Below are 24,613 nucleotides of genomic sequence, written 5' to 3' on the forward strand. Positions count from 1 at the left end.
GCCGGTCAGTGCGCGACGGCCGCGGCGGCGGCCTCGTCGATGAGCCGCCCGGTGCGGAAGCGGTCGAGGGTGAAGGGCGCGTTGATCGCGTGGGGCGCGCCGGTCGCGAGGGTGTGGGCGAAGACGTGGCCCGAGCCCGGCGTGGCCTTGAAGCCGCCCGTGCCCCACCCGCAATTGACGAACAGGTTCCGCACCGGCGTCTTCCCGATGATCGGCGAGCGGTCGGGCGTGACGTCGACGATGCCGCCCCAGGAGCGCAGCATCCGCATCCGGGTGAATTGCGGGAAGAGCTCGCAGATGGCGTCGAGGGTGTGGGTGGTGATGTGGAGCCCGCCCTGCTGACTGTAGGAGGTGTACTGGTCCGTCCCGGCCCCGATGACGAGCTCGCCCTTGTCGGACTGCGAGATGTACGCGTGGACCGCGTTCGACATCACCACGCAGGGGAAGACCGGCTTGACCGGCTCCGAGACCAGGGCCTGGAGCGGGTAGCTCTCCAGGGGCATCCGCACGTCGGCCATCGCCATGACCGTCGAGGTGTGGCCGGCGGCGACGACGCCGATCCGGCCGGCGCCGATGAAGCCGCGGGTCGTCTCGACACCGATCGCCGCCCCCGAAGCGTCCCGGCGGATGCCCTTCACCTCGCAGTTCTGGATGATGTCGACGCCGCGGGCGTCGGCGCCGCGGGCGTAGCCCCAGGCGACCGCGTCGTGCCGGGCGGTGCCGGCCCGGCGCTGCAGGGCGCCGCCGAGCACCGGGTAGCGGAGGTGGCCGCCGATCTCGAGGGGCGGGCAGAAGTCCTTGCACGCTTCCTTGGACAGCCACGCGTTGTCGATGCCGTTGAGCCGGTTGGCGTAGACGTGCCGCTTGAAGCTCTGAACGTCGTGGATGTTGTGCGCGAGCATCAGCACGCCGCGCTGCGAGAACATCACGTTGTAGTTCAGTTCCTGCGCCAAGCCCTCCCAGAGCTTGAGGGCGTGCTCGTAGAGGGCCGCGCTCTCGTCGTAGAGGTAGTTGGAGCGGATGATCGTGGTGTTGCGGCCGGTATTGCCGCCTCCGATCCAGCCCTTCTCCAGCACGGCGACGTCTGTGATGCCGTGGACGGCCGCGAGGTAGTAGGCCGTCGCCAGGCCGTGGCCGCCGCCTCCGACGATGACGACGTCGTAGGCCGCTTTCGGCTGCGGATCCCGCCACTGACGGCCCCAGCCCTGGTGGCCCCGGAGCGATTCCGAGAGCAGCGATGTGAGGGAGAAGCGGCGCATCGGTGAGCCCCCTTGGATGATCGATCATCGACGCGACGACCGGGGCCGGCTTTCTCGACGGCGACCGCGAGTTTGAGATTTGCGACGCCGAGCCCGGCCGCTCGTCCGCACCCGGATTCAGAGGGTGTTTCGCGCCTCAGCCGGTTGTGAACGGCGCGGACTTACCTTTGAATGGTTCTCGGCTAATCTGTCCCCGGGGGACGTCGATGAACCAGATCAGCGCGGCATGTCGGGCGTCGGAGACGACATCGGTCGGCTTCATGCTCGTCGCCCAGTTCTCGATGATCGCCTTCTCGTCGGCCATCGAGCCCCTGCGCCTCGCCAACCGGGCCGCGGGCCGGGAGCTCTACCGCTACTCTCTCTGGTCGGAGCGCGGGGACGGTTGCACCGCCTCGAACGGCGTCGAGGTCAAGGTGTCCGGCGCGTTCGGTGAGGCGCAGAGCCTCGACATGCTCATCGTCTGCGGCGGCATCGACATTCACCGGCACGACCACCGGGCGCTGAACGCGAGCCTGCGCCGCAGCGGCACCCGCGGCGCGGCGATCGGGGCCGTCTGCACCGGGACCTACGTGCTGGCGAAGGCCGGGCTCCTCGACGGGTACCGGGCGACGATCCACTGGGAGAATCTCGCGAGCCTCGCCTCGGAGCACGATGCCCTCGAGATCGGCTCGGACCTGTTCGAGATCGACCGCAACCGCTTCACCTGCGCGGGCGGCACGGCGGCGGCCGACATGATGCTCTCGCTGATCATGCGCGAGCACGGGCCGGACCTGGCCTCGAACGTCGCCGAGCAGCTGATCCATCACCGCATCCGCGAGGCCGGCGAGCGGCAGCGGATGGACCTGCGCATGCGCCTCGGCGTGGCGCATCCCAAGCTCCTGCACGTGGTCGGGCTGATGGAGGAGACCTTCGCCGAGCCCCTCGGCAGTCAGGAGCTGGCGGATTCGGTGCGCCTGTCGAAGCGCCAGCTCGAGCGGCTGTTCCTGAAGTATCTCGGTCGCTCGCCCGCGAAGCACTACCTGCGCATCCGCCTCGAGCACGCCCGTCACCTGATCCGCCAGACGGCGATGCCGCTGCTCAGCATCGCCATCGAGTGCGGCTTCGCCTCGGCATCGCACTTCTCGAAGGCCTATGTCGACCATTTCGGGCGCCCGCCGAGCGCGGAGCGCAAGCTCGTCGGCGGCGCGGTCGGGCGCGGGCCGGGCGCGGCGCAGGACGTGCTCGCGAAGGCGGGGGCCTGAGCCAGGCAGGCGCGTCCGGCAGTCACTGCGCCCCGGACGCGCCTCGTACGCGCCTCGTACGCGTCTCGGGGCGGCGATGCGGGGTATCCTGTCCGCGGAGACTGTGCGGCGTCAGGTCGTTCCGTCGAGGACCGTGCCGCAGCCTGTGTGTGACCTTGTCCTGGTTCCCGAGGAGCCAGGCGATCGAAGGCTCGTTCCTGCTGTCGCCGGCAGCGGCAGACGCGCCCGGAACGGGCGCGCCCAGTTCGGTCAGAAATAGTAGCCGATGCTCATGATGAAGCGGGACTTCCAGCGGTTGTCGCCGCCCATGGCGAGGCCGCTGTTGAACTGGCCGGCGCCGACGTAGGGGTCGTTCCGACCGAACACCCCCTCCGTGTAGATCACGAGGTTGGGGTCGGCGGTCAGGGTCCAGGCGCTGCCGAGGATGAAGCGCTCGCTCGTCCTGAAGCTCGCCTTGTCCTTGTAATAGGCGCTGTAGCCGAAGTACGGGACCGCCGTGAACGGGCCGATCGGGTCCGCGATCTTGTAGGTCACCTCGGCCGAGACGAAGTTGCCGTGCGTCGCCATATTGTACGAGAAGTCGAAGCCGCCGACGGTGATCTGGTCGCTGCGGGTCGGGTTCTTCGGGTTGATGTCCTGGCGGACGTAGATCGCCTTGAAGCCCCAGGGCCCGTAGGTGCCGAGCACGTGCACGCCTTCGAGCTGCTTCGATCCGGTCGACCGCGTGTCGAAATTGTAGACGTCGGAGTGCCAGAGCGAGCCGCCGATCGCGAACGAGGTGACGTCGTTCTTGACGAGAAAGTACTCGGCGCGACCGATGATCATGTTCTCTTCGGCGTTGCGGCTGCCGCCCAGCACGTAGCTGTCGGCCTTGACGATGTTGGTCGAGTAGCGGGCGCTGTCGACGCTGGCGCCGACCGCGTTGGGATTGGCGCCCGGATAATAGGCGAGCTGATAGTTGAATTCCGGCTCGACGTGCGCGTATTTCACGCCGAGGTTGTAGACCTCCTCGAGTCCCATCGTGAAACCGAGGGTCTCGATGAAGCTGGCGCCGAAATACGGCACGAGGCCGAACGGCACTTGGTTCATGCCCGCCGTGACGCTGTCTTCCCTGGTGAATCTGTAGCCGAGATAGGCGTAGAGCGGGAAGCTGACTTCGCCCGGAAAGCCGCGGTAGCCGTTGCGCGGTCCGTAGATCGAGCTGCCGCCGTAGAAACGGTACTGGGCGGCGCCGAAGATCGTCTCGGAATCGTAGGCCGCCTTCAGAGCCAGGGTGTCGAAGTCGAGATGTTCCGAGGCCTTCGGCGCCCCGGCCCGGTCGACGTCGTCGAACCGCCAGTCGTAGCGGGCGCGGATCGCCCCACCGAAGGTGAACTTCTCGGACGGGCTCGCGGCCAGGACCGGTGTCGGATCTGGCACCGCCACCGGCTGCTCCCGGTTGAGCCGCGTCGGCTCAGCGTCGATCTCCTGTGCGCCCTGCGGCTGCCCGCTCTGTGCCTGCCCGTTCTGCCCCCGAGCGCGGGGCGCCGTACCGCACAGCATCGTGGCAGCCGTACAGGCAGCCAGGATCGCGCTGAATCCTTTCATCATCGTCGTGCCCCCGGATTTTAGGTCGTCGTAGATCCCGTGACGGGCGCTTTTTGTTATTTTTTATCGGTTTCAGGCTGGATTTTACTTCAGCCAGCTGTCGACGGTGGCCCGATGCCCGGCGATCCACTTCGCGGCGGTCTCGTCCGGCTTGGCGCCGCGCTCCTCGTTCTGCGCCATCATGGCTTCCTCGTCCTTGATGCCGAGCTTGAACTTCCTGAGGATGGCGTAGACCTCGGGGAGGTCGTCCTTGAGGCCCTTGCGGACGATGGTGTTGACGCTCTCGTCCTCGCCGAAGACCTTCTTGGGGTCGGTGAGGTATTTCAGCTCGTAGCGGGCGAACATCCAGTGCGGCGTCCAGCCGGTGACGACGACGTCCTTCTTCTGCCGGATCGCGTTCTTGAGGGCGCTGGTCATCGTGGCGTCACTGCCGTCCACGAGCCGAACCGGCAGGCCGTAGGCCTTGATCGCGGCCTCCGAGCTCTTCATCACCCCGGCTCCCGGGTCGATGCCGATCACCTTGCCGTCCACCTCGGCGGCCCGGGTCTTGAGATCCTCGATGGAAGTGAGCGGCGAGAAGGCGGGGACCACCCAGCCGATCTTCGCCCCGGTCACGTTCGGTCCGAGCAGTTCCAGGCGGTCCTTGAGCTTGTCGTAGTAGGCGGCCTGGGTCACCGGGAGCCACGCGGCGACGCTGGCATCGGCGTCGCCCGTGGCCACCGCCTGCCACATCGCGGCGGCCGCGAGCGGGACAGTCTTCACCGTGTAGCCCTTCTCCTCCAGCACCTGCTTGAGGATCGTCGTCGCGGCGACGGCGTCGGCCCATTCCACGTAGGCGAGCCGGACCTGCTTGCCGGCAGCTTCGGCGGGGCTCAGGGTGAGCGCGAAGCAGAGGAGAACGCTGAGGGTTCGAACGCGCATCACTGGACCTTTCAGGGCGGGACGGGGCTTCGAGAATCGGCGCGCGACAGGGTGGCGCCCGGCGGTACCGGGCGCCGCGAGCAGCCGGGGCGGCGGCGGCTTCGGCGGCGGCGCGGCGTCCGTCAGGCCGAGCCGTGCGGGCGGGCGCGCGCGGCGAGGGCCTGGGTGAAGCGGTCGAGGATGACGGCGAGGATCACGATGCCGAGCCCGGCCTCGAAGCCGGCGCCCGCCTCGAGGCGCTGGATCGACTGCCACACCTCGCGCCCGAGGCCTCCGGCCCCGATCATCGCGGCGATGACGACCATGGACAGGGCGAGCATCATCGTCTGGTTGACGCCGGCCATGATGGTCGGCAGCGCGAGCGGCAACTGCACCTTGAGCAGCTTCTGCGTCGCCGAACCGCCGAAGGCGTCGGACGCCTCGATCAGTTCCGTCGGCACGTTGCGGATGCCGAGCGTCGTGAGACGGATCACGGGCGGCACGGAGAAGATGATGGTCGCGAAGCAGGCCGAGACCGCGCCGAGGCCGAAGAAGGGCAGCGCCGGGATGAGATAGACGAAGCTCGGCAGCGTCTGCATCATGTCCAGCACCGGCGAGAACACCTTCCAGGCCCACCGGCTGAGGGCGAACCAGATGCCCAGCGGGATCCCGATCAGGAGCGCCATCACGGTCGCGAGGCTCACGAGGACCAGGGTCTCGACCGTGGACTGCCAGAGCCGGAGATCCCACAGGAACAGCAGGCCGGCGAGCGTCAGGAGCCCGACCTTGCGCCCCCCGACCTTGTAGGTCGCCAGGGCCGCCACCGCGATGACCGCCCAGGGCGGCACCGAGATGAGGGCCGCCGTCAGCGTGTCGATCCCGTTCGAGACCGAGCGGCTGACGGCGCGGGTCAGCCAAGCGCCATGGTCGGTGAGCCAATCGAGCCCGTCGTCGCTGAGCGTGTCGAGGGGAAATTTCGGGACGTTCCAGTCCATCCTTCCGCTCCTGTGGGCTTTTGAAGGGGGGCGGCGCTGAGGGTCGGCCGACCGTGCGTGCCCGGGCGCGCCGCCAGGGCGCGGACGATGTCCCGGCTCGTGAGCGTGCCGATCAGGCGCCCGTCCTCGGCGACGACCGCCACGGCGCCTTCGTCGGCGACCCGGCTCATCACCGCGTCGAGACAGGTTCCCGCCGGCACGGTGACCGGATCGCGATCGAGGAGGCCCGACACGGTCTCGCCGGCACGGGCGGCGGCGAGCCTGTCGCGCCGGACGCGGCCGACGAAGCGGCCCTCCGGATCGGCCACGCACCACGACTCGGCGTCATCCGCCGCGACCGTCGCGCGCGCCTCGGCCACGGTGAGCGTCGGCGCCAGGACGACGGCGGCCCGGTTCGCCACGTGCTCGGTCCGCATGACCGCGGACAGGTCGATATGCTCCACGAAGCGCTCGACGTAGTCCGTCGCGGGCCGCGCCACGATCTCCTCGGGCTGGCCGATCTGCACCACCTCGCCGTCCTTCATCAGGACGATGCGCCCGCCGAGCGCGACGGCCTCGTCGAGGTCGTGGGAGACGAAGACGATCGTCTTCCTGAGCGTGCGCTGGAGGTCCTTCAGCTCGGCCTGCATGTCGCGGCGGATCAGCGGGTCGAGGGCGCTGAAGGCCTCGTCCATCAGCAGGATGTCGGCATCGGCCGCGAGGGCGCGGGCGAGGCCTGCCCGCTGCTGCATCCCGCCGGAGAGCTCGTGCGGATACTTGTGCTCCCAGCCCTTCAGGCCGACGAGGGCGATGGCCTCCATCGCGCGGTCGTTGCGCTGCTGGAGGGGGCGTCTCTTGATCTCCAGACCGAACGCGACGTTCGACAGGATGGTGCGGTTCGGCAGCAGGGCGAAGTGCTGGAAGACCATACCGAAGGTCTTCTGCCGGAACGCCAGCAGATCCTTCCGGCCGAGGCGCGTGACGTCGACGTCGTCGACCAGGATGCGTCCGCAGGTCGGTTCCACGAGCCGGTTCATGCAGCGCAGCAGGGTCGATTTCCCCGACCCGGACAGTCCCATGAGGACCAGGATCTCGCCCTCGACCACGTCGAAAGAGATGTCGCAGAGTCCGACGACCGCGCCACATGTCCGGGCAATGTCGGCCTTCCGTTTCCCTTCGGAGATCAGCGCGATGGCCTCGGCATGATTGGCGCCGAAGATCTTGCTCACTCCCGCTAAGGTAATACGACCCATGTGGTTACGACCTCTACGATCTATTGCATTTTCTCTGTCGGCGCTTGTTGCCCTGGGCTGGACGAGCCTTTTATCAATGACAATGAAAAGCTACCGGCGGGCCTCTCACGGGCTTGCCTTCCTGCGACGCTTTCTGGCTCGAAGACGACACGTCCGGAATTTTACCGTCATGAATTCACAATGCACTGCAGCATTGGCACCGATTTAGACAGACCTGAGAACTTATTGTGCAGGAACAGCCGCGTTCCTTCGCAGGCCCACCGCCCGCGGCGCGGTCTCTTCACGTGCGCGGTCCGGCGGGCATCGACTCGGTCGCGAAGGCGGCGCGGTCCGCGCCCGGTCGCGGCGTCGTCGGACCCGCGGCGATCAGAGACGCCGCCGATGCGCGCTGCGACGCTGGCACGCCGTATCCGGCGCGCACCGGTCGTCGAGGTCTGACGCCCACCGTCCCGGCGATCCGAGCGGGCCGTCGCCGACCGGGCGCCCTCGTGGGTGACGCCGCCGCATCGGTCGGGTGTCCGCCCGCGCGCGGTGCCGGTATCGGACCCGCTCCCGCGCGTCCGCACCGGAGATCGCCGGGCGCCTGACTCGGCGGCCGCGATGGGCTACGAGGCGTCCGGCCGAAGCAATGGGCGCTTGGATGCGGTTAGAGATCGAGCGAAAGTTCCTCGTGGCAGGCGATGGCTGGCGCGCGGCGGCCACATCCATTCGGCCGCTGAAGGACGGCTTGGTCGGTCATTTCGCGCGGGGGAAGGTCCGCGTGCGCCTCGACGGTGAGCGGGCCTGGCTCACGGTCAAGGGCGCCCGCGACGGCATCGCCCGCGCCGAGTTCGAGTACGAGATCCCGCATGCCGACGGCGCCGCCATGGTCGATCAGGTGTGCACCGGCAACGTGATCGAGAAGATCCGGTACTGCGTGCCGCACGACGGGCTGACCTGGGAGGTCGACGTCTTCCAGGGCTCGCTGGCCGGGATGGTCCTGGCCGAAGTCGAGCTTGCGCGGGCCGATCAGTCCTTCGCCAAGCCCGCCTGGCTCGGCGAGGAGGTGACCGGCGACCTGCGGTTCCGCCAGTCGACCCTGCTGCATCTCTGCTGCGAGGCCGGCCGGCCGATCACGATGGACGACGTCTTGCGGCTGCCGGTCGCCGCGTAGCGGGCGGGCAGGCGTCCGGTCGCGCCGCGCGGGTGACCCTGGCCGTACTTGACCTGACTCCGTGAGCCCAACGCCTCGACCAGGTGGGGATCGCCGTCCGCCGCCGCGCGCGGACGAGATCCGTGACTCGACCGAGTCCGGCGGCGATGCGCCGACGCTTCGCCGCGCGGGCAGCGCGGTCAAACACTCAACGTCCTCGGCGAGCCGGCGGCGACCCGGGCGGCGCCGTCGTGGTCGCGGGCCGGCCCGAGATCGCCGCCGCGGCTGCGGCCAGCCGCACGGCGCCGCATCTGCGTGAGGAACTCGCGATCGTCGGCGATGCGGCTCGGCCGGTGGCCCGACGAATCTGGTCCGCAGCCCGCACGGGGCACGCCGAACCGGCGGATGCGCGCCGCCGCGGCTGGCACGCGTCCCGCGCCGCACCGCGCAGATCCGTCGTTCTCCCGAGCCGATACGGCGGTGTTCTGCGTGGCGAAGCTCGAAGGCCGCGTTGCGGTGCAGTATCGATTGGTGCGGCGCTAATGGGATCAGTACTGAGCGGTCGGAGTTTCAACTGTTACTGTTGAAATCTCCGAGGAATCGTCATGGGCCTCACCGCCTTCGCCGTGTTCGTCATTCCGTGGGTGCTGCTCGCGGTGTTTCTGACACGGTCCCCTTCAGTGCTTCGCCTAGGGACTGCGCCGGCGCCCTGGCGGTACATCCCGACCCACAAGGAGATGGCCCGCGCCGACCGTCGCGCGATGCACCCGCATGACAGGCGCAGCCCGCAGCCTGGTGGGGTCCCGAGCCGGGACCAGCACGGCCGGACCGAGGCGGCCGCGGGCGGCGCGCTGGGCCCGAGCGTGGAGCCCACCGAGCCCGACGACAAGCTGAGCTAGAGCTGTTCCCGATCGGGCTGAGACGGGGACGCTCGCCGAGTCCGAGTCCGAGTCGAGCCCGAGCCCGAGCCCGAGCCCCGACTTCGGTCCGGGGGCGGGCTCGAGGCGCGGCTGTCTCGGCCGCGGGCGCCTCCTTCCGACTTGGGACACCGGAAGGGGCCATGACCCCGGCGGGACTCGCCGAGAGCCGCGCCGCTACGGCGCCCGGCACCCCGCCGCATCCGGAGCAGGAGCGATCACGCGCCGATCGTCGCGCGCGGCTTGCAGTAGCTGTCGCGCACCGCGGGGATGTCGTCGTAGCCGTCGACGGTGCAGAAGTACGTGCAGACCAGCCAGGCGGCCAGGGCGAGGCACAGAGCGCCGTTGTAGAGCCACAGGCCGATCACGCGCCGGCTCGGCAGGTTCGGCAATCCGACGACGGAGCCGGGCACCCAGTCGACCGCGAAGACGATCGTGCAGAAGGCACCCAGCACGCCGGCCATCATGACGGCGAGAGCCGTGGACGTCATTCCGCTTCCCCACCGCTGTGCCCGCGAGAGGGCCGGGGTGCCGCGCCCGCGCGATCGACGCGGGGACCACACCCAGCGACGGGCACGCGCAGCCGAAGTCCCGTCATGGCGCCCTCCTGCCCCGACGATCCACGCCCCGGCAGCTAACCGGGACGGCGCCGACAAGTCGAGATCGCGTTTCGCGCGACGCCGCTGTCCGACGTGCCGGCTGCGTAGAAGACCCGAGGGGTTTGATGCCGCGAGGCTCGGCAACGTGCCTGGAAGGCTTGGTGGGCGCACTAGGGTTCGAACCTAGGACCCGCTGATCAAGAGGACTAGGCTCCGGGCACCAGGACACGCATGTCGTGCTTACCGGCGCCGTCGACAGCTTGATCGCGCTCTCGAAATTCGATGTACCCTCTGATCGTCGAACGTCGAGCACCGCTGAAATCGCTCCGCCTACTTACCGGGTGCTTACCGGGTGCTTACCGGAATGCGCCTCACCAATCAGACCGCCGCCGCCGCGCAGTTCCCGGCCGGAGAGGATCGCCTCGTCGTGTTCGACGACGATCTCCCGGCTTCGGTCTGCGAGTGAGCGCAGGCGGCTCGCGACAGTGGATCGTCCAATACCGCAATGCCATCGGTCTGACCAAGCGGGAGACCCTCGGTCGCGTCGGACTGCTCGCGGCTACCGATGCCCGGCGGGCGGCGAGCGAACGATTGGCGCGGGCGAAGCTGGGCGAGGACCCGCACGCCGAGAAGCAACCCGCGAAGGACCGCGCCTTGGTGGCCCTCGGAAATCTGGACATCTGCGAGACCACCTGAACCGCCCGGCTCCGGCCGCGGCGGTTTTTCGTGCCCAATGAACCCGTCAGGTTGTGCACAACCCAACTACAACGTGTCTTCGGCACAACACCTCACAACCGATGAGCCCCGCTGGCCGCTGCCACGCGGGGTTTTCCCGTTCACGGCCTTGCGATTGAATCTTTAAGTTGCAACGCTGAATCCGCGTCAACCGCTAGGTACAAAACTGAACATTCGCTCGTGGCCGCGGCGTTTTCGGCGCTGTTCCGTGGGCAATGGCCGAGCATTCCCTCGGTTAGTGGAAAACCTGTGCGTATCGAAATGCACAATCGGAACGATGTTCTATGCGCTTCGAGCGGATTGTAAGCCTGGGTGCGCTCTGCCAAGTCACGCACCAGATCAACCGATGCTTCCCGGGTCAGCCTAAAAGTCTATTCGACTGGCTGGTTACGCCTTTCTCCGCCGTTCGCTCTATCTTCGAAACGCAGGGCAAGCACCTGTGCAGCGATGTCGCCGTGAATAAATTTGAGATTATTTGCCAAAATTACGGCGTTTCTTATCACCACGAGTTCCCGCGTGACGCGAACGTCATCCCCTATATCACTCAAGAAGCATTAGAGACAGGAAAGAGCAAGCTCGCACACAAGTTCAACAAGATGGTATCCATGTTGAGCGAGCCGACGCCAATGCTTTTTGTCCGCTTTCTCGGTCACCACGGGGAGGCGCGAGCATGGCCCTACATGAATGACCCTGAGGTCATGAAGATCTCCGAGATCAACGACCTCTGCACCTATCTGGCGAGCCGCTTTCCGGCGCTGCCGTTCGAGATGGCCTTCGTCTACCTGCCGCAGTTCACGCAGCTCGAAGCGGACGCAGCGGCCGATCCGCGCGTGCATCTCATCCCGCTGGACAGGACGGCCAACACCTGGGCCGGGAACGACTCGGATTGGGACGAGATCTTCGCCCGCTTCGATCTGGCGATCCCGCCGGTGCTGGCGCAGGTCGCCGAGGCCGCCTGAGATCGCCAAGCCGCCGACAAGGCGCGCCGAGCGGGCAGCGAAGCCCGCAACGTCCTCGCCGGTCCCCTCGGGCGCATTGGCCTCCGCCGATGCGCCCTTCATCGTTTCAGGCTGTTCGGCCAAGTGGAGCGAGGCGATGCGCCATGAGGGTCGGTTTACTACAAGCGCCCAGCCCCAGAGGATATCAAGAAGCTGGACCTGAACGCCGATCAGCTCGAAGTTGCTCGACCTTCGCCAACATGGCGCTTCATAATATCAGGCAGCCAGATGCATTCGTGTCCAAGGTCGACGCCGGCGAGAAGCTCCTGCGGTGCTTATCCAGGGGATTGAAGGAGTTCGGCCCGGATCAGATCGGAGCTCTCGTCGAGGTGGTGTCTATGCTGAAGATGACCCCGTCGATCCTCCAGCCCGAGAAGGTCCCGGCCGCCGCGGAAGTCGTGCGGGTGGTCGAGGAGGCGCAAAGGGCTGCTGCGAATTAAGATAGCGCCATCGAAGCCCCGCCGGCCCGGCCGCGCGGGGCTCTTTCGAGCCTGCTTTGGCTTCGTGCTATCGAACCAACTCTCAAGCGAGCGCGTTTGTCAGCCTTCAACTCGAAGGAAGGGTCTCATGCGCCATCGCGTTCTCGCAGCCGCCGCCGTCTTCAGCCTCCTCGCAGGCGGGGCCTCTGCACAGGCTCCCGCGGCGACTCCCGCTACACCCTCCGCTCCTGGCGCGCCGGGCGTAGTCGCGCCGCAGAACAGCACGACCGGTAGCAATGGCGCCGTGACGGCTTCACCAACCGGGCAGCCGGCCGACACGATTTCTAACAGCTCGTCGTCCGCCGGGAATGCCAACCAGCCTGAGCGCGCTGTTCCTCAGGGCGGCGGCGGTGGCGGCAGCAGCAAGTAGCCGCTGAGCGCCATCATCTGCGCGCGCTTCCTCCAGCCCCGCCGGCACCGCCGCGCGGGGCTTCCATCGCTGACGAACGCGTTATCATTGACCCAGATTCGGCCCCACATCCCCCGAGGCTTGAATCTAGAAAGGCCCGCCCGGCCCCGGCGCGGGCTTCTTCGTGCCCTTCACTCAGAAATGTCTGATAGCGCTCCATCGCATTTTCACCGCGAACAATTGCCCCAAATAGCCGTTGGGCAGCTATGTCGGAGCCAAAAAGAACTACCGATATCCGGGCCGATCGCCTTCATCGCCGAATTGCGCTGACAATTGCGCTGGACGAACAGGTGATTGAAGCCCTTGCTATAACGGCGGCGACCCTCCGCAATGGGAGCGATCCTGGCGCGAGCGACTTAGATCAAGCCATCCGCACATATCGCATCAGCATCATGAAGCAGCGCGCGATACTAGGCGCGGCTGGGATTGATGTATGATGAACGCACGCCTCGTCTATGAAGTCCGTGGCATGCGAGCTGATGGCAGCGTGATCTGTCAATCCCGACTGCAGACTGGGCGCTTAAGAAGCTGCGAGATTTTTTGGCCAAGGGGTACAGTGACATCACTGTGCGCGATCCAGACGGACGCCAAGTCTCTGAAGCCGATCTGATCAACACCGTTGAGGGATCCGGTGCAGCGCCCGCGGAAGACGCGCTTCCCGCCGTCCCACAGATCAGCCGCCAACCCGCTCTGACGTAGGATCAGGCATGATTACCTAGATCGGAAGTGCGGGCCCTTCGTAGTCAATTGCGCGTCTTCAAATGCAGATTGTCGGGCCAGTGGCCACGACCACCTCAGGCCGCAGGCAGGGCATGGATCCGAGTCCAACAGATCGTCGGCCCTACGCCCTCGTTGTCGACGATGACGTGCTGGTCCGCATGACCGCGCTCGACATCTTGGAGGATGCGGGATTTCGGACCTTCGAGGCCGAGAACGCCGAGGAAGCCCTAGCGGTGCTACACGGGCACCATGTCTCGATCGTCGTCCTCTTCACCGACGTGAATATGCCGGGAGCGATGGATGGCTTCGGGCTGGCACGCGAGACTGCCCAACACTGGCCTCACGTGAGCATTCTGGTAGCCTCGGGGCGTCATAAGCCTGGTCCCGGCGAGATGCCGGAGGGGGCGCATTTCGTCGGCAAGCCCTTCAGCGCGGAAGTGGTGCGCGACAGGCTCAAGCAGATGCTTCCAGACGGTCAGAAACCTGATCCTTTGAAGGACTGATTGGCCTGACCCCGGAGACGTACCGGGCGAAGTGGGGCCTCCTTACGACTACCCGATGGTGGCTCCCGGCTATTCGGAGAGACGATCTGCCATCGCTACAAGCTTGCAGAGCCGTCACGTCAACCGCTCGGCCGCTCGAACCGCAGGAAAAGCGTAGATCCAGAAACGCCAAACCTCGTCGAGGGTTATCTCGCCTGACTAGAGCAGCGTCGAAGCGTGGCGCGCCGCCGCCGCGGAGCGCCACCGGGTGACGTTCCGGGGCAGCTCGCTGACCACTGAGCCATCAGTCTGCCTGCACTGCAAGATGCGGTCGACGTGACCCCGTCTGTCGGTGATTGGCGAGGGGCTCCACTCGGCTCTGTTTGACCTTGGTCAGATTCAAGATCTGAAGAGTGGTCGTTGGGAGCGGCGACAGTAGCAGTGGCGCGGATCGACGCTGAATCAGGGTCGATCATTTATGATCAAAATTGCAACCAGTGGTAAAATCCATCGGCTTCTGATTTATCGTAAGTGGCTAAGATGTTGGCTCGCGCCTGTCAGTCCTGTTTCAGCCGACAAAACTTTGCTGAAATGTGTCTGTGATTAACCCAGGGTAAACCCGCGGCTCTGGTTAATGCTTTCACCGCGAATCGGTGGAACCAGCCAGGAAGTAAACAGTTCATGTCCTCCATCACCCTGTCGGCCGCCACGCGCCAGAACCTGCTCTCGCTGCAGGATACCGCCCAGTTGATGGCGACCACGCAGAACCGCCTCGCCACCGGCAAGACGGTCAACTCCGCCCTCGACAACCCGACCAACTTCTTCACCTCTCAGGCCCTCGACGGCCGCTCCTCGAGCCTGAACTCGCTCCTCGACGGCATCTCCAACGGCATCCAGTCGATCCAGGCCGCCAACCAGGGCATCACCTCGATCCAGAAGCTGGTCAGCCAGGCCAAGTCGATCGCCAACCAGGCGCTCTCGACCCAGCTCTCCACCACCGGCACCGCCGCCAGCGCCTACAGCGCCAGCACCGCCTCCCAGACAGTCCTGCTGACGATCAACGGCAGCTCGGTCTCCGCCATCATCAACGCCTCCTCGAGCATCAGCGCGACGGTGGCCGCGCTCAACGCCGCGGTCAGCTCGGCCTCGACCGCGTCGAGCGGCGCCTTCGGCGCCGGCGCGATCTTCTCGGCCGACAGCACCGGCACCAAGATCGTCCTGAACGCCCAGGCGGACGTCGAATTTCAGAACTCCGGCAGCCAGACGGCGCTCGGCTTCACCGCCTCGGCGACCACCGCCTCGACCTACGGCACCGCCGCCAGCACTGTCGTCTCCAGCGACCTGTCGATCTCGGGCACGGCCCAGCGCGCCTCGCTGGCGAACCAGTACAACAACCTGCTCAACCAGATCACGCAGCTCGCCGGCGACGCCAGCTACAACGGCGTCAACCTCATTGCCGGCAAGGGCAATGACATGAACATCAAGTTCAACGACACCGGCAGCTCCAACCTCAACGTCGCCTCGGTCGACGCGACCTCGAACGGCCTCGGCCTGACCTCGATCACCAACTCGAACAGCTCGACCAGCCAGAACGGTCTCGGCAACTTCCTGCTGAACTCGGACGTCAACAAGACGCTGGCCACCCTGACCAAAGCCGACGCAAGCCTGAACTCCGCGGCGAGCACGCTGGGCTCGAACCTGTCGGTCGTTCAGAACCGCCAGGACTTCTCCAAGCAGCTGGTCAACGTGCTGAGCACGGGTTCGGCCAACCTGACGAACGCCGACCTGAACCAGGAGGCGGCGAACTCGCAGGCGCTGTCGACCCGTCAGTCGATGGGCATCTCGGCCCTGTCGCTGGCCAACTCCGCCCAGCAGGGCGTCCTCCAGCTCCTGCGGTAAGAGCAGTCTCCTTGATGGACATGACGGCCGGGGCAGAGCGACCCAGCTGCCTGTCATTCGATCCGCGCGCCCGGCCCAGCTGAGCGTCGACCGTTCAAGGTCGGCTCCAACCCTGCGCGCTGACAGCCTGCGCCGAGCGGGCTGTCCCTCCTGCATCGGGTCTCGCCGATGCCGCGCGTTCCGTCATCCCAGCAGCGATCCTGATCCGGACAGCGCGCGCAGCGAGCCCTACATGTCAACGACGCCTACTGAACAGCCGACGCGTCGGCCTGGCCGCCCACGACTCGCTGTGCACGAGCGGCGACGCAACAGCATCTCGTTTCATGTGCGCGACGATTTGCGCAGGGCCATCGAGCATCTGGCCAGGGTCAATGGGGTATCCCTCAGCAAGCAAGTGGAAGCCTACGTCGAAAAATGCGTCCTCGAAGACGTAGTCACACGGGCTGCAAATTACCCAGACTCCATTGATCCCGTCCTTGCGACGATATTGAACGATGAAGCTCCGGCGGCGAGCGCCTGAGGCATGGGCTCGCAAGAGTTCGGGAGCGGGGTGGTCCGTTGGCAGACATCGAGGGCACTCCTCGATGCGCAGCACGTCACCGGGCGACATTCCGGTTCAGCTCGCTGGCCGCGCGGCCGTCAGCCTGTAGCCGCGCCAGCGCGACGGCGGGGTGTCTCCCGGGCTTTCGGCCGGGAATGCCCACACGCTCTACCGGCTCAGTGGCGGTCGACGGTTCGGACGTCTGCGCCGCCAGCACGCCAGGGCGAGGGTCCAAACGCGGCCGGGCGCGTCGAGACGATGGGACCTTCGGCATGACGCCGGGCTAGCGTGAGTCGCCGTCCACGACGAGTCCGCGGCACGCGGCGAGGTGCCACAAGCCTCCGCTCGCGGTCGGCGAAGGTCGCAGTCCGGTTTCAACCCGGTCCAGCCGCGACCCCTAGCCTGTCGGAAGCCCAGAAGCCGACCTTGCTGGCAGAGTGGTGCTCACGTGTCGGGCCCTAAAGTCACGCCGAGAAGATCCGCGTTATCTCGAAATTTTTCAATCGGGGAATTTCTGCGGTCCTGATCTGATTGTATTTTGGCACGAAGCTCTGCAAGCCCTCACTTGGCAATTGTCGAGCGAGTCGAATTTGTCGATGCCAGCTCCCGACGAAGCTGAGTGATCGTTCGGCAGTCGGTCATGACAGTTTCGCTTTTACCCGCGCGCGCTTGCATGATGTGCGCTCGATCGAAAGCGGCCGGAGCAGAGCTCCGGCCACCTCATTAGTTGAAAAGACGGTTGCTTACCGCAGGAGCTGGAGGACGCCCTGCTGGGCGGAGTTGGCCAGCGACAGGGCCGAGATGCCCATCGACTGACGGGTCGACAGCGCCTGCGAGTTCGCCGCTTCCTGGTTCAGGTCGGCGTTCGTCAGGTTGGCCGAACCCGTGCTCAGCACGTTGATCAGCTGCTTGGAGAAGTCCTGACGGTTCTGAACGACCGACAGGTTCGAGCCCAGGGAGCTCGCCGCGGAGTTCAGCGTGTTGCCGGCGCTGGTCAGGGTCGCCAGGGTCTTGTTGACGTCCGAGTTCAGCAGGAAGTTGCCGAGACCGTTCTGGCTCGACGAGTTGTTCGAGCTGGTGATCGACGACAGACCGAGACCGCTCGCCGTGGCGTCGACCGAGGCGACGTTGAGGGTCGAGCTGCCGGTGTTGTTGAACTTGATGTTCAAGTCATTGCCCTTGCCGGCAATGAGGTTGACGCCGTTGTAGCTGGCGTCGCCGGCGAGCTGCGTGATCTGGTTGAGCAGGTTGTTGTACTGGTTCGCCAGCGAGGCGCGCTGCGTCACGCCCGAGATCGACAGGTCGCTGGAGACGACGGTGCTGGCGGCGGTGCCGTAGGTCGAGGCGGTGGTGGCCGAGGCGGTGAAGCCGAGCGCCGTCTGGCTGCCGGAGTTCTGGAATTCGACGTCCGCCTGGGCGTTCAGGACGATCTTGGTGCCGGTGCTGTCGACCGAGAAGATCGCGCCGGCGCCGAACGAGCCGCTCGACGCGGTCGAGGCCGAGCTGACCGCAGAGTTCAGGGCCGCGACGGTGGCGCTGATGCTCGAGGAGGCGGCGACCGTGGCGGAGACCGAGGTGCCGTTGATCGTCAGCAGGACCGTCTGGGAGGCGGTGCTGGCGCTGTAGGCGTTGGCGGCGGTGCCGGTGGTGGAGAGCTGGGTCGAGAGCGCCTGGTTGGCGATCGACTTGGCCTGGTCCACGAGCTTCTGGATCGAGGTGATGCCCTGGTTGGCGGCCTGGATCGACTGGATGCCGTTGGAGACGCCGTCGAGGAGCGAGTTCAGGCTCGAGGAGCGGCCGTCGAGGGCCTGAGAGGTGAAGAAGTTGGTCGGGTTGTCGAGGGCGGAGTTGACCGTCTTGCCGGTGGCGAGGCGGTTCTGCGTGGTCGCCATCAGCTGGGCGGTGTCCTGCAGCGACAGCAGGTTCTGGCGCGTGGCGGCCGACAGGGTGATCGAGGACATGGGGCTCTATCTTTCTGGCTCAACATGCCGCTTCTGCGGCAATCTCATGAGCAATAATACGGATGTCAGATCAACTTGGATTCGGAAACAATCTAGAAATTAAGATATCACAGTAAACGGCCCAATAATTGACGTCAGCGTCTAGGACTTTGCTTAAAGTTGATGGCGCGGGACATTCGATCGCCCGGAAGTTGATTTGCTGCAACTTGAGGCGGCTGGGACGCGACCGATACAATCCGGCGTGTCTTCAGCAGCACCTGTCAGCCACGCGCATCTGCCACACCACGTTCATGCGCACTCGGCGAATTGCCTTGCCGCTATCCGAGCCGACATCCGCCGATCTATCGTCGGAGAGTCCAGGGCCGACTCATTCAAAATCCAATCGAGCATCCATCTTGTTCGTTGCCTGGACGCGAGACGGCCGCGGGAGGGTCACGAACGGCCTTCAACAATCGGGATGTCTGAGACAGAGACCGAAGAGCGACGTCTGCTTCGATGCGGTTGCCGTCCAACAGCGGACCAGCAGCAAACCACCCGTAGCGGACGTCGCGGAACTTCCGGACTGGGGCACCAGCGGACGGCAGTGCTAGCGGTCGATTTCGTCGCCGATCGGCGCCACTGCGACGCCGGCGGCCCGAAGCGCGGTCACCGCCTTCATGATCGGGTCGGCGGCGGCGTCCATGCCGCTATCCCAGCGCGATCAACATCCAGGTGCGCGCCTTCGCCATCAGGTCGCCGTCCCCGGCTTGAGGGTCGGACGCGATCACGCGGTCAATAATCTCGCGCGCGTCCGCGCCGCTCATCCCGATTCCCTGCACGAAGCCACTCAGCCGCTCGGAGAGACGTTCGATGGTCGCCGCGCGGTCGGCGCTCGGATCGGTCTCGCTCATTCTTTCACCGGATGGGCCAACAGGATCGTGGTCCGGACCATGTTGCGCTTCCAGGCCGGCTTTTCGGTGGTCAGCGCCTCGGCGGCGCGCGCGTCGGTGCGGAGCGTCTCGACGAGGTCGAGCGTCCAGCCCTTCGCGAGCGGCTAGGCCTCGGTTGCCAGATCCGCGAGCACGGCGTCGACCGCGGCGTCGATATCCTGATCGGTCACCTCGGCGGCCTTGCGCAGTTCGGTGACGGGCGGGGGTTCTCTGGCCATGGGCCGGCCAATTGCAGCGTGGTCGTCGTCGAGTCCATGAGGCCGACCCGCACAGCGAGGGCGAGCAGGTCGCCGTCCGTCAGCGTCTCGCCGTCGACCGGCCAACAGGGCAGCCCGCCTGTCCATGGCCCCACGGTGTGCCGCGGGCTCGAAGCGCCGCAACAGCTTCGCTGATCGGATCGTGGCCATCGCTCATGAAGCGACGCTACCGCGAGCCGAGGAAGCGCGTCGAGGCTGGCTGACCGCAGAGCGGTTCGGGAGGCAGAGAGGGGGGCTTACCGGTTCGCCCTGCTTACCATGCGCTCACCGGGATCGTGATCCGGTAAGCAGGAAGTAGGCTAAGTCTTGGTGGGCGCACTAGGGTTCGAACCTAGGACCCGCTGATTAAGAGTCATCCAGGCTCCCGGTTTCCCCAGCGGGGGAACGTTTACCGAACGCGTAGTAAAAGTCCTTTCACTTCCGATGCCTGTGCGGTTCTCTCCGCGTAGCCTTGATCGGGCAACGGGTTAGCGGTTCTGATGCTCCCGCCCGAACCCGCCCGAGTTTTCAGCCCCCCCATGCCCCGTCTCGACCTCAACATCGGCCACGTCCGCGACGCCAAGAAGGCCGCCGTGCCGGGCGCCAAGGCGTACGACATCATCGACACGCGGGCTCGCGGGCTGCTGCTCCGCGTCGGGCCCCGGGGATGCCGCTGGGCCTGGAAGCACGAGTTCAACCATCGCACGCGCCGCATGGACCTCGGCGACGTCGACGAATGGAGCATCGAGGACGCCCGCACCATCGCCGGCGAGGCGACGAAGCTGATCCGCGAGCGGAAGGGCCTGCCGGACGCCGCGTGGCTCGCCGCGCAGCGCGCCCGGTTCGGGAAGGCCCCGCCGCCGGACTGGACCGTCGGGTTGGGTCAGCCGTTCGTGCCGTCGCCCGAGCCCAAGCCCTGGAAGGGCACCCCCGACTTCATGGCGTGGACATACCGGGACGCAGTCGACCGCTACATCGCCCACGTGACCGCCACGAAGAAGCGGGCGACCGCGGCGGACTACCGGAAGACCCTCACCAACCCGGCGTTCACGCACTTCATGAAGCTACCCGTCACCCGCATCACGGTCGACGAGATGCAGAAGGCCATCAATGCTGTCGCAAAAGCCGGCCATCATGCCAGCGCTGTCGGCATGACCGTGAAGCAGCGCACGTTCTGGAAATGGCTAGGCCGGCCGGGCGTGTGCGAGGGGTCGATGATTACCACCGCCGTCATGGCGCGGCTGCACAAGCCCGAGCGCGTGAAAGTGCCTGTCGTCCCGGGCGCGCCGCCGGTGCCGAAGAAGCGGAAAAAGCATTTCCCTTTGATGCCGGAGCTCGGACGCCTCGTCGCCCTGGCCCGCAGCGGCGCGCTCGAACCGGCCTTCGACGTTGCTATCCTGCTCCTGGTCGCGGCGGCCCAACGCAACCACGCAGTCTGCTCGGCCGCGCGCGAGGACTTCGCGGACTGCGACGAGGAGCCCGGCTGGGGTGTGTGGCGCGTACCGCCGCTCCACCGCAAGGGCGCCTCCGAGGAGGACGAGGTTGAGGAGCGCACGCACGCTGTCCCGATCCCGCCGGCGGTGTGGGCAGTGGTCAAGGACCGCATCGACAGCCTGGACGGCCACTTCCTGTTTCCGGCCTTCCGCACCTGGAGGGGCAAGATGCTCGTCGGGCACATGCACGAGAACACCCTCTCGCATCATTTCGCGGCCATGCCCGACATAATCGCACGCCCGCACGACCTGCGCCGAGCGCTCCGGTCCCAGGGCCGCAAATTGCTGAAGGTCACCCCTAAGGAGATCTCGCTGATCCTGGATCACGCCGAGGGCAAGGCGGGGTCGGTGACCGAGAAGCACTACAGCGACGACGAGCTTCTCGACGTTAAGCGACCGATCTTGGAACGGTGGTGGGAGATGGTCGAGAGGCACGCCGAAGCCTCCGCGCCTACCCTGCCGCCGGTCGAGGAGATCCGCATCCACATCACCGCGGCGAAGCTCCACAGGAAGAACCGCAAGCCGAAGGCCTCCGCCGCGGCCGCGGCCTAACGGTCCGCTTAACCCAACCTTCACTACGTCGCCCGGCGACCCTGGACGGCGGCTTGACCGCACGAATCGCGAGCTGCGATCCTCGCCTCGTCACCGCCTGAGAGGCCCCCATGAAACCGCGCATAGCCCCCCGACAGACCGAGACACCCCCGGGGGCGTGACGCCGCGCGCGCAGCCCCCCTCGCCAGGAGGCTGCCCTTCATGACCAAGACGAACACATACTTCACTGCCGACCTCCACCTCGGACACGCCGGGGTCATCAGGATGTGTCGCCGGCCCTTCGCCGACGCCGCCGAGATGGACGAGCACCTGGTGCACGCCTGGAACAGCCGCGTCCGCCCCGTCGACACGGTCTGGTTCCTCGGCGACTTCGCCATGGGGAGCTCGCCCGAGCGGTGCCGAGAGCTCTTCGCCCGCCTGAACGGCACCAAGCACCTGGTGCGGGGCAACCACGACCGGCAGCGGGTCCTCGACCTGCCCTGGGCCTCCCAGCACGACCTGACGCAGATCACCGTCGACGGCGTCCGCCTGGTGCTCTGCCACTACGCGCTGCGGTCGTGGAACCAGGTCTGGCGGGGCAGCCTCCATCTGTTCGGGCACACCCATGCCACCCTGCCCCCGACCCGGCAGTCCTGCGACGTCGGCGTGGATGCCTGGGCCTTCCGGCCGGTGACGCTGGCGGAGATCCAGGAGCGCCTCGCCACCGTCGAGGAGGAGCCAGAGGAGATGCGCCGGGCGCGCGAGCAGGGCGAGGAGGATGGCGATGGCGCGTGAGACCGAGATCCCCGACGATACCGTCACCTGCGAGACCTGCGGGTGGGTGTCGTACTCAGTGACCCGGGAGCACGCCGAGGAGCATGTCGCCCGGCACAATGCCCGGCGCGCCATCGACCCCGAGGCGGCGCGGCACTGGCCTCGTCCGATGTCGATCCGCGAGTACGCATGCCGCGGATGCGGCGGCTGGGGACCGTACCGGCCCGCCCGGCAAGGGGACTGCCCGACGGGCGCCACCATCAACGCCGTCGTCATGGAATGAAGAAGGGCCCCGGGGTGACCGGGACCCTTCTAGATTCGGGGCTGCGGAGTGGCCTCGGCGTCCAGTTCGTCGGCCACATCGAGGAGACGCTCACCGGTCTCCCTGGTCAGCCGGGCCAGGGCCTCCGGGACCCAATCCGGGATGTCCATCGCGCCCGAGGCCCATCTCGACACCATCCGGGGGTCCACCTCGTCCCTCGGGCCCGCCGGGTGATACGGCCCGAGCAGCCTCGCTAGGGGCCGGCGCCAGTCCTCGCCGGAGCGGAGCGCCTCCCCGGCGCGGGCGAGCAGGTCTGGTGTCATGGGGTTCCTCAGATACGGAACGGGCTAGTTTCGAGGTCCGCCGCGGCGTCGTACTCGTCCTCGAACGCCAGCCGGTCGAGGTCGATGTCGTAGCCGATCTCCTGTTCGCGCGGGCGCTTCGGCCCCTTCGTCGGCGGCGTGAACGTGATATGGAGCCTGACTTTGCCCTCGGCGCCCTTCACGTCGAGGGCCCAGCGCTCCCAAACGTGCCGAGCCTCGGCGGGGTCGCTAGCGGTCACGACGAGGTCTAGCCCCATGTCGACGGGGGTCCAGAACCGGTCGTTTGCGGCGGTCCGGCAGAAGAAGGTGAAGAGGCCGTGGCGCCGGTAGACGGCGTCGGCGATGTTCTCTTCGTCGCGGCGGGAGAGCGGGCGGGTCAGGTGCGAGACGCGGGGGTCGTAGCGCATGTCGGTACTCCGGCTTTCGGGCGGCATCGCCTGCCCATGACGGGAGCGTGGACCCCTGCGTCGCATCCCACAACGACCAATGCCGACCTTTTTTAGAGCCCCTCGAACGCGTCGGCGTCCTCAGCCAGGCGAGCGGCGGCCGCGGCAGCCTCGGCGGCTTCCCGGCGCACGACGGCGTCCCGCTCGGCCGCGGTGACCGTCGCCTCGACTTCGGCGAGCCAGCGCTTCGTCACCGCCGGCTCCCAGTCGTCGTGAGCCGCCAGGATGAAACCGCGCGCTTCTTTCACCTGCATGCCCGCTGGCTGGTCCCCGAGGAACACGAGCCACTCCGCCGGAATTCCGGCGTCCCAATGGACGACGGACAGCCGGTCAAGGAGGCCGCCGACCCTTCGCCGGACTTTGTCGGCCGCGGCCCGGGCGATGGTCGCGCGCCGGCGGTGGAGGCTCGCCAGCTTCCTGTTCATCACCACCTGCTCCGCGTCGGGCAGGCCCCGGACGCGCACGCACCGGCCGCCGATGACCTCGTAGACCGGCGACCGCTCGATGAGGCGCCAGGACCGCTCGCCGTCGGAGGACTCCTCCACTATGCCGAGTTCCCTCCCCCAGCCGATCAGGTTGCCGACGTAGTCCGCGGCGAAACTCGGGCTCCACCCCCGCGGACCCTGCATCGCGGCCGCGGCGGCGAGGAGGTCCGCTACAGTCAAGCATTCCCGGCCGGCGAAGATCCGCAGGAGCGCCGCGTTCGCGACTGCCGGGAAATCGCGGCGGCCGTGCCCATAAGTGCGGGCTCGAATGGCGCGGGTTAGCGCGTCCTCGGGCATGACGTCCCAGAGGTGCGAATAGTCGGGCAGCCATTTGTGGCGACGCGCCATGTCAGTCCTCCCCCGCGAATCGATGCCAGAGCACGATCAAGTTGGCCCGGCTCCGGACGCGGTCTCGCTGCCTGTCTTCGAGGCCCGCCACGGCACGGGCCGCGGCGGTCTCGTCCCCGGCGAGGAGGGCGTCTGCCAGGGCGTCGACGCGGGCCGCCTCCTCAATCCAGTCCACCCGCGTCACGGGGCGGGCTCCCGGGTGAGCCGGGCCAGGGCATCCCGGCGCCGTGCGGCCACCTCGGCGCGGGCGGCGAGGAACGCCGCTTGCTCCGGGGAGGCGTCGACGTCCGCAACGAGCCGGGGTTGGCGCGCCGAGATCCATGCCTCCCGTACGGCGGCCTGTGACGTGGGCGAGAGGTTGCTGTTGGCGGGCAGCGGGACGCGCATCAGGCACTCACCTTCTCGATGAAGCGGCGTGCGTGGACGGTCGCGGCGGCCTGCCCGAGGAGGAGGTCGCGCAGCCGGTCGTCGTTGACGTCGGGGAGGTTGGCGATCTCCTCGATGGCGGCCGTCTCGCCGCCGGCGAGGTACGCCGCGAGGACCTGCGCCTCCAGGCTGCCGGCCTTGGGCTCGGCCGCCATGGCGAAGATAAAGTCGACGATCTCCCTGTTGAGGTCGTCCTCGGAGGGCTCCCGGGCGGGCAGGTCCCCCAGGGCGGTCAGGAGCTCGTGGTCGATGGGGTGCAGGTCGGTCATGGGCG

Annotated in this window: 25 protein-coding genes and 1 pseudogene; 12 read left to right on the plus strand and 14 right to left on the minus strand. The window is 67.0% G+C overall.

Annotation, left to right across the window (positions count from 1 at the left end; translation table 11 throughout):
- Window positions 1-5 precede the first annotated feature (5 nt).
- Window positions 6-1,259: a sarcosine oxidase subunit beta family protein gene (locus BKE41_RS13760; protein ID WP_053621623.1), complete on the minus strand. Its 1,254-nt coding sequence runs from the start codon at window positions 1,257-1,259 to the stop codon at window positions 6-8.
- A 206-nt stretch (window positions 1,260-1,465) separates the two neighbouring features.
- Between BKE41_RS13760 and BKE41_RS13765 the strand changes: the two genes are divergently transcribed.
- Window positions 1,466-2,500 (plus strand): GlxA family transcriptional regulator, encoded by a 1,035-nt coding sequence (locus BKE41_RS13765; protein WP_053621624.1) that lies wholly within the window; start codon window positions 1,466-1,468, stop codon window positions 2,498-2,500.
- A gap of 249 nt (window positions 2,501-2,749) precedes the next feature.
- Here BKE41_RS13765 and BKE41_RS13770 read toward each other — a convergent pair whose 3' ends face one another.
- The 4 genes from BKE41_RS13770 to BKE41_RS13785 all read right to left on the minus strand — a co-directional run bounded on the left by BKE41_RS13770 (window position 2,750) and on the right by BKE41_RS13785 (window position 7,214).
- On the minus strand, window positions 2,750-4,090 hold the full coding sequence (locus tag BKE41_RS13770) for a hypothetical protein (protein ID WP_199825843.1): 1,341 nt from the start codon (window positions 4,088-4,090) through the stop codon (window positions 2,750-2,752).
- An 81-nt stretch (window positions 4,091-4,171) separates the two neighbouring features.
- Window positions 4,172-5,008: a glycine betaine ABC transporter substrate-binding protein gene (locus BKE41_RS13775; protein ID WP_058607008.1), complete on the minus strand. Its 837-nt coding sequence runs from the start codon at window positions 5,006-5,008 to the stop codon at window positions 4,172-4,174.
- A 122-nt stretch (window positions 5,009-5,130) separates the two neighbouring features.
- Window positions 5,131-5,982 (minus strand): proline/glycine betaine ABC transporter permease, encoded by an 852-nt coding sequence (locus BKE41_RS13780; RefSeq protein ID WP_059410067.1) that lies wholly within the window; start codon window positions 5,980-5,982, stop codon window positions 5,131-5,133.
- A complete protein-coding gene (locus BKE41_RS13785) occupies window positions 5,898-7,214 on the minus strand; it encodes a betaine/proline/choline family ABC transporter ATP-binding protein (RefSeq protein ID WP_070999574.1) in 1,317 nt (438 codons plus the stop codon). The genes BKE41_RS13780 and BKE41_RS13785 overlap by 85 nt, the downstream gene beginning before the upstream one ends.
- A gap of 640 nt (window positions 7,215-7,854) precedes the next feature.
- On the opposite strand from BKE41_RS13785, the gene BKE41_RS13790 reads away from it, so the two are divergent.
- Together BKE41_RS13790 and BKE41_RS13800 are read left to right on the plus strand one after the other, a co-directional pair.
- On the plus strand, window positions 7,855-8,367 hold the full coding sequence (locus BKE41_RS13790; RefSeq protein WP_012319461.1) for a CYTH domain-containing protein: 513 nt from the start codon (window positions 7,855-7,857) through the stop codon (window positions 8,365-8,367).
- 584 nt (window positions 8,368-8,951) lie between these two features.
- On the plus strand, window positions 8,952-9,245 hold the full coding sequence (locus BKE41_RS13800; RefSeq protein WP_012319462.1) for a hypothetical protein: 294 nt from the start codon (window positions 8,952-8,954) through the stop codon (window positions 9,243-9,245).
- Window positions 9,246-9,481: 236 nt separating this feature from the next.
- Here BKE41_RS13800 and BKE41_RS13805 read toward each other — a convergent pair whose 3' ends face one another.
- Window positions 9,482-9,754 carry a hypothetical protein gene (locus BKE41_RS13805; RefSeq protein WP_012319463.1) on the minus strand — a complete coding sequence of 91 codons (273 nt, stop codon included), beginning with the start codon at window positions 9,752-9,754 and terminating at the stop codon, window positions 9,482-9,484.
- Between the two features lie 570 nt (window positions 9,755-10,324).
- Between BKE41_RS13805 and BKE41_RS32140 the strand changes: the two genes are divergently transcribed.
- The 6 genes and pseudogenes from BKE41_RS32140 to BKE41_RS13830 all read left to right on the plus strand — a co-directional run bounded on the left by BKE41_RS32140 (window position 10,325) and on the right by BKE41_RS13830 (window position 15,584).
- On the plus strand, window positions 10,325-10,558 hold the full coding sequence (locus BKE41_RS32140; protein ID WP_070999576.1) for an integrase arm-type DNA-binding domain-containing protein: 234 nt from the start codon (window positions 10,325-10,327) through the stop codon (window positions 10,556-10,558).
- A 323-nt stretch (window positions 10,559-10,881) separates the two neighbouring features.
- Entirely contained in the window at window positions 10,882-11,556 is a 675-nt protein-coding gene (locus BKE41_RS31200; protein WP_159392750.1) for a hypothetical protein, read from the plus strand.
- Between the two features lie 275 nt (window positions 11,557-11,831).
- Window positions 11,832-12,035 carry a hypothetical protein gene (locus BKE41_RS13820; protein WP_053621627.1) on the plus strand — a complete coding sequence of 68 codons (204 nt, stop codon included), beginning with the start codon at window positions 11,832-11,834 and terminating at the stop codon, window positions 12,033-12,035.
- Between the two features lie 1,326 nt (window positions 12,036-13,361).
- Window positions 13,362-13,706, plus strand: a complete 345-nt coding sequence (locus tag BKE41_RS13825) for a response regulator (RefSeq protein ID WP_348628367.1) — start codon at window positions 13,362-13,364, stop codon at window positions 13,704-13,706.
- A 2-nt stretch (window positions 13,707-13,708) separates the two neighbouring features.
- Window positions 13,709-13,863: pseudogene (locus BKE41_RS32145) on the plus strand (MucR family transcriptional regulator); the annotation flags it as partial.
- Window positions 13,864-14,366: 503 nt separating this feature from the next.
- Entirely contained in the window at window positions 14,367-15,584 is a 1,218-nt protein-coding gene (locus tag BKE41_RS13830) for a flagellin (RefSeq protein WP_070999577.1), read from the plus strand.
- A 1,284-nt stretch (window positions 15,585-16,868) separates the two neighbouring features.
- On the opposite strand, the gene BKE41_RS13835 is transcribed toward BKE41_RS13830, so the two are convergent.
- Together BKE41_RS13835 and BKE41_RS13840 are read right to left on the minus strand one after the other, a co-directional pair.
- Window positions 16,869-18,086, minus strand: coding sequence for a flagellin (locus tag BKE41_RS13835; protein ID WP_070999578.1), 1,218 nt, complete (start codon window positions 18,084-18,086; stop codon window positions 16,869-16,871).
- Window positions 18,087-18,772: 686 nt separating this feature from the next.
- Entirely contained in the window at window positions 18,773-18,976 is a 204-nt protein-coding gene (locus BKE41_RS13840; RefSeq protein ID WP_012319471.1) for a hypothetical protein, read from the minus strand.
- A gap of 814 nt (window positions 18,977-19,790) precedes the next feature.
- Here BKE41_RS13840 and BKE41_RS13850 point away from each other — a divergent pair.
- The 3 genes from BKE41_RS13850 (at window position 19,791) to BKE41_RS13860 (ending at window position 22,332) form a co-directional block, all read left to right on the plus strand.
- Window positions 19,791-21,296, plus strand: coding sequence for an integrase family protein (locus BKE41_RS13850; protein WP_070999579.1), 1,506 nt, complete (start codon window positions 19,791-19,793; stop codon window positions 21,294-21,296).
- 201 nt (window positions 21,297-21,497) lie between these two features.
- The gene (locus BKE41_RS13855) at window positions 21,498-22,070 is read left to right on the plus strand and encodes a metallophosphoesterase (RefSeq protein WP_070999580.1); all 573 of its coding nucleotides are present in this window, start codon (window positions 21,498-21,500) and stop codon (window positions 22,068-22,070) included.
- Window positions 22,060-22,332: a hypothetical protein gene (locus BKE41_RS13860; protein ID WP_159392751.1), complete on the plus strand. Its 273-nt coding sequence runs from the start codon at window positions 22,060-22,062 to the stop codon at window positions 22,330-22,332. Before BKE41_RS13855 ends, BKE41_RS13860 begins: the two co-directional genes overlap by 11 nt.
- 29 nt (window positions 22,333-22,361) lie before the next feature.
- On the opposite strand, the gene BKE41_RS13865 is transcribed toward BKE41_RS13860, so the two are convergent.
- The 6 genes from BKE41_RS13865 to BKE41_RS13890 form a co-directional block, all read right to left on the minus strand.
- Window positions 22,362-22,634 carry a hypothetical protein gene (locus tag BKE41_RS13865; protein ID WP_070999582.1) on the minus strand — a complete coding sequence of 91 codons (273 nt, stop codon included), beginning with the start codon at window positions 22,632-22,634 and terminating at the stop codon, window positions 22,362-22,364.
- Between the two features lie 8 nt (window positions 22,635-22,642).
- Window positions 22,643-23,041, minus strand: coding sequence for a hypothetical protein (locus BKE41_RS13870; RefSeq protein WP_070999584.1), 399 nt, complete (start codon window positions 23,039-23,041; stop codon window positions 22,643-22,645).
- A 92-nt stretch (window positions 23,042-23,133) separates the two neighbouring features.
- Window positions 23,134-23,913: a hypothetical protein gene (locus tag BKE41_RS13875; RefSeq protein WP_070999587.1), complete on the minus strand. Its 780-nt coding sequence runs from the start codon at window positions 23,911-23,913 to the stop codon at window positions 23,134-23,136.
- Between the two features lies 1 nt (window position 23,914).
- Window positions 23,915-24,097: a hypothetical protein gene (locus BKE41_RS13880; RefSeq protein WP_070999592.1), complete on the minus strand. Its 183-nt coding sequence runs from the start codon at window positions 24,095-24,097 to the stop codon at window positions 23,915-23,917.
- On the minus strand, window positions 24,094-24,300 hold the full coding sequence (locus BKE41_RS13885) for a hypothetical protein (RefSeq protein ID WP_070999595.1): 207 nt from the start codon (window positions 24,298-24,300) through the stop codon (window positions 24,094-24,096). The genes BKE41_RS13880 and BKE41_RS13885 overlap by 4 nt, the downstream gene beginning before the upstream one ends.
- On the minus strand, window positions 24,300-24,608 hold the full coding sequence (locus BKE41_RS13890; protein ID WP_070999596.1) for a hypothetical protein: 309 nt from the start codon (window positions 24,606-24,608) through the stop codon (window positions 24,300-24,302). The genes BKE41_RS13885 and BKE41_RS13890 overlap by 1 nt, the downstream gene beginning before the upstream one ends.
- Window positions 24,609-24,613 lie beyond the last annotated feature (5 nt).

Source organism: Methylobacterium sp. C1, from assembly GCF_001854385.1.
Taxonomy (GTDB): domain Bacteria; phylum Pseudomonadota; class Alphaproteobacteria; order Rhizobiales; family Beijerinckiaceae; genus Methylobacterium; species Methylobacterium radiotolerans.